5 protein-coding genes and 1 pseudogene are annotated in these 4,265 nt (G+C 64.9%); 5 read left to right on the top strand and 1 reads right to left on the bottom strand.

From position 1 onward, the window contains the following. The 4 genes and pseudogenes from VFH65_RS27950 to VFH65_RS27935 form a co-directional block, all read left to right on the top strand. Positions 1-447: pseudogene (locus tag VFH65_RS27950) on the top strand (alpha/beta hydrolase); the annotation flags it as partial. Then, on the top strand, positions 437-1,249 hold the full coding sequence (locus VFH65_RS27945; protein WP_353326165.1) for a biotin--[acetyl-CoA-carboxylase] ligase: 813 nt from the start codon (positions 437-439) through the stop codon (positions 1,247-1,249). The pseudogene VFH65_RS27950 and the gene VFH65_RS27945, both read left to right, overlap by 11 nt. Positions 1,250-1,387: 138 nt before the next feature. After that, entirely contained in the window at positions 1,388-2,143 is a 756-nt protein-coding gene (locus VFH65_RS27940; RefSeq protein WP_353326163.1) for a class I SAM-dependent methyltransferase, read from the top strand. Positions 2,144-2,147: 4 nt separating this feature from the next. Then, entirely contained in the window at positions 2,148-2,666 is a 519-nt protein-coding gene (locus tag VFH65_RS27935; protein WP_353326161.1) for a PH domain-containing protein, read from the top strand. Here VFH65_RS27935 and VFH65_RS27930 read toward each other — a convergent pair. Then, a complete protein-coding gene (locus tag VFH65_RS27930; RefSeq protein ID WP_353326159.1) occupies positions 2,621-3,289 on the bottom strand; it encodes a GtrA family protein in 669 nt (222 codons plus the stop codon). The two genes, VFH65_RS27935 and VFH65_RS27930, sit on opposite strands and share 46 nt — an antisense overlap. Before the next feature lie 82 nt (positions 3,290-3,371). On the opposite strand from VFH65_RS27930, the gene VFH65_RS27925 reads away from it, so the two are divergent. Further along, a partial coding sequence (locus tag VFH65_RS27925; protein WP_353326157.1) for a 5-(carboxyamino)imidazole ribonucleotide synthase occupies positions 3,372-4,265 on the top strand: 894 nt, incomplete at its 3' end.

The raw sequence follows: 4,265 nt of genomic DNA, 5'->3' as shown, positions 1-4,265 counted from the left end.
CAGTCGATCGTCGAGTCATTGGCACGTCTGCATCCCGACCTCGACCGCGACGACTTCCGTCGCGGCGCGGCGGCCCACTATTGGAATGTGCTCTCGGATTGCACACCCGCCGCGGCCTATCGCCGCGCGACCGCGAGCCAGCAGCTCGGCGCCCGTGATTTCACTCCACGCACGGCAGAGGCCGCCGATCGGCTTCGTGCGCTCCTACAGTCGTGGGCGTTGCCGCAACAACCCTTGTCTGCGCCGCTGTACGTCTTCTACGGCGGGAAGGACCCGTTCATTGATGCCGCGTGGACTGAAGCCGCTCTCAAACGTGTGTGCGAGATGGGCGGAGTCGTGACCATCGAGTTCGATCCCAACGGCGGACACAATCCGGCCAGCGCGCTGAAATTGATCGGATGGATGGCCGATCGATTCGAGGGTGAGCCCGTGGAAAATGACTGCTGAAGAACTGCGCGGCAGGCTTGACGCTGCGGCGTTGCGTGACGCGGTACTCGGCTCGTCGCCGGTGTGGCGCCGAGTCGACGTGGTGCCCGAAACCGGTTCGACCAATGCCGATTTGATCGCAAGAGCGGCCGCCGGCGAGGACATCGACGGCACCGTGCTGATCGCTGAGCATCAGACAGCAGCCCGGGGGCGCCAGGGACGCCAGTGGTCGGATGTCGCGGGAGCACAGATCGCGATGTCCGTCGGCGTCGACGCCGGCACGGTGCCAACAGACCGCTGGGGGTGGCTGCCGCTGGCGACCGGTGTGGCGATCGTCGACGCGGTCGCGGCGGTGACCGGAGTCGAAGCCGGATTGAAATGGCCCAACGACGTCCTTGCCGGCTCAGGCAAGCTGGCAGGAATCCTCGCCGAGGTCGCCGCACCGCAGCGCGTCATCGTGGTGGGGCTTGGCCTGAATGTCACGTTGCGCAGCGGCGAAATTCCAGCTCCGGAAGCGACCTCGCTGCTCGAACTCGGAGTCGATGCACCAAATCGAGCGCGCCTGATCGAAGCGTTGCTGCACGAATTGGGGGAGCGGATAGTCGCATGGCGAAATGCGGGCGGTGCAGACGACCGTTTGGTGACCGATTACCGCACGCGCTGCCTGACCCTTGGCGCATCGGTGCGCGCCGTTCTCCCAGATAACCGCGAGATCACCGGCATTGCGCAGGCCGTCGACGAGCAGGGCAGGCTGAGCATCGAGAGCAACGGCCAGACGACCTTGGTGTCGGCGGGCGACGTCACTCACCTGCGACCGATCTAGCGGCGCGAACCCCGAATTCAGTTTGCCCACGCAATTTTTTTGATAACCACCGATCCGGTACGGTCGCACTAGCGGGGGCGCTACAGTTCACCGAACTGTTTCATTTTTGCAGCTCATGGACGTTTGGGGAGGCACCGTATGGATCACGTCACAGAGGGTCACTACTACCAAAGCCAGATCGGTAGTAAGAACAAGGTCATCGCCTGGAGTCATCAGTCGCGATTCGACAAGGCCCTCGACCTGATCGGGCACGGAACTCAAAAGCTTCTCGACTACGGGTGCGGCGACGGCACTTTCCTGGCGCTCGCGCAGGACCGCTTCGTCGAGGGCCACGGGGTCGACGTCGACGCCGACCAGATCAGCGGGTGCCGTGAGCGGTTGGCCGACATCGATAACGTCAACTTCTTCACCAACGCGGAGTTGGCCGACCCCAAGCACGACGGCACCTACGACGTCGTCACGTGCATGGAGACGCTGGAGCACTGCACAGCGCCGGTCGTCGAATCCGTCCTTGTCGACGTTGCCCGGCTGGTCGCTCCCAACGGACGGGTGATCATCAGCGTGCCGGTGGAGATCGGACCGTCGTTCATGGTCAAGCAGTCGGTGCGGGCCATCGCCCGCCGCCAGGGCGCAAGTAGCTACCAGCTTCAGGAGAAGTACCCCGTCGGGCAGGCCCTCAAGATGCTGTTCGCACGTCGCGGCACGTCGATCGACAGGCCGGTATACGGAGAGCCGCCGTTGACGGGCCACTCGCATTTCGGGTTCAACTGGCGTCACCTGCGAGGTCGGGTGTCGCAGCACCTCAAGGTCGAGCGCACGCTGTACACGCCGCTTGGATTCCTGGGCGGCTGGTTCAGCAGCCAGGCGTACTTCGTGTGCCGTCCGAAAGACTGAACGCATGGGTTATCCCGAGAACGTGCTCGCAGCCGAAGAGCAGGTGGTGCTGCACAGACACCCGCACTGGAAGCGACTGATCGGCCCTGTACTGATTCTGTTGGTGGCCACCGCGCTTGCGGCGTTCGGCGCCGGCTTCGTCAATCAGACCGACTGGCAATCCACTGCGCGCACCGTCGTGATGCTCGTCATCGGAGCTGTCTGGCTGGTGATCGTCGGATGGCTGACGGTATGGCCGTTCCTCAATTGGTGGACAACGCATTTCGTCATCACAGACCGCCGGGTGATGTTTCGGCACGGACTGCTCACACGGCAGGGCATCGACATTCCGCTCGCGCGGATCAACAGCGTCGAGTTCCGCCACGGCCTGCTCGACCGCATGATGCGCACCGGCACGTTGATCATCGAGTCAGCGGCGCAGGACCCGCTTGAGTTCCATGACATTCCGCGAGTGGAACGCGTCCACTCGCTGCTGTATCACGAAGTCTTCGACACCCTGGGCTCGGAGGAATCGCCGAGCTGACCGAGGCGCCTGGCGCGGCGGCTTGGCCGACGCAGCGGCGTGACGTTTTCGTCGTGCAGACTCGGGTCGCGCTGGTCCTCGAGAACCTCGGCGATACCACCGGCGGTGAGCGATTCGACGGCCTTGTCCGGGTTGCGGCCGAACTCGTCGGGGAAGACCCAGCGACGGAACGCCCAGAACCGGAACGCCATCTGCAGCAGGTTGCCGATGATGTAGGCGGCGATGAAGTCGGCGATGTTCTCCACCGTCAGGCTGACTTCAGGGACGCGCAGCATCAGCACGTAGCTGGAGAACCACAGCGGCGCCATACAAATCAACACGCCGACGCCGCTGAAGCCGAAGAACAGCAGTGCCTCGTGATGGCGCTCGCGGCCCCCGCGGTCCCTGAAGCTCCATTCCCGATTCAGGACGTAGGACGCGATCACCGCGACGATGCCGGCGATGATCTTCGCCGTCACAGGCTTGGGCTCCAGCACCGTGAGCTTCAGCGTGAAGAAGACCGCTGAGTCGATGACGAAGGTGGTCGCGCCAACGATCGCGAATTTGATGAGTTCGTGATGTCGTTCGAAGTACGGCCGGATCGGGCGCGGCAGCCGCGCGATCGTGGCATCGGTGAAGGACACAAGAGGGGAGTGTACGTAAACAACGCTGCCGACGCGCACCCTCGCAGGTCAGGACGGGTCACCGCCATGACAACATAGGCGGGTGACCAGCACCTCAAACGGTCCCCCGGTGGTGACCATGATCGGCGGCGGACAGCTGGCCAGGATGACCCATCAGGCCGCGATCGCGCTTGGTCAGACGCTGCGCGTGCTGGCGGTCAGCCCGCAAGACCCCGCCGCGCAGGTCACCCCCGACGTGGTGATCGGCGCGCACGACGACCTCGAAGCGTTGCGCCGCGCGGCCGCAGGCGCAGACGCGCTGACGTTCGACCACGAACATGTGCCCACGGAGATGCTCGAGAAGTTGGTCGCCGACGGGGTCAACGTGGCTCCGCCGCCGTCGGCGCTGATTCACGCCCAGGACAAGTTGGTGATGCGGCGCCGGCTGCAGGCACTCGGTGCCCCGGTGCCGCGGTTCGCTGAGGTGTCCGACGTCGCAGATGTGGACGCGTTCGCCGCCAGCATCGACGCGCCGCTCGTGGTCAAGACGGTGCGCGGCGGTTACGACGGCCGCGGGGTGACTTTGGCTCGGGATGTGGCCGAGGCCCGCGACGTCGCAGCCCGGTATCTCGCCGACGGGGTAGCGGTGCTGGTCGAGGAGAAGGTGGCGATGCGTCGGGAACTCGCCGCCTTGGTGGCGCGCTCGCCGTTCGGGCAGGGCGCGGTATGGCCGGTGGTGCAGACCGTGCAGCGCGACGGGATCTGCGTCGAAGTGGTCGCGCCCGCTCCCGGGCTGGACTCCGAACTAGCAAGCACTGCAAGCCAATTGGCGCTGCGTCTGGCATCCGAGCTTGGTGTGGTCGGGGTGCTGGCTGTCGAGTTGTTCGAAACGGTCGATGGCGCGCTGATGGTCAACGAACTGGCGATGCGGCCGCACAACTCCGGCCACTGGAGCATGGACGGTGCCAGAACCAGCCAATTCGAACAACATCTGCGC

Origin of the sequence: Mycobacterium sp., assembly GCF_035697385.1 — a bacterium.
Classification (GTDB): Bacteria; Actinomycetota; Actinomycetes; order Mycobacteriales; family Mycobacteriaceae; genus Mycobacterium.
This window is presented reverse-complemented; position numbering and strand designations above follow the sequence as displayed.

What these genes read in the sequence shown, in the direction of transcription:
- VFH65_RS27940 (WP_353326163.1), top strand. Translation starts at nt 1,388, where the DNA reads ATGGATCACGTCACAGAGGGTCACTACTACCAAAGCCAGATCGGTAGT.
- VFH65_RS27945 (WP_353326165.1), top strand. Translation starts at nt 437, where the DNA reads ATGACTGCTGAAGAACTGCGCGGCAGGCTTGACGCTGCGGCGTTGCGT.
- VFH65_RS27935 (WP_353326161.1), top strand. Translation starts at nt 2,148, where the DNA reads ATGGGTTATCCCGAGAACGTGCTCGCAGCCGAAGAGCAGGTGGTGCTG.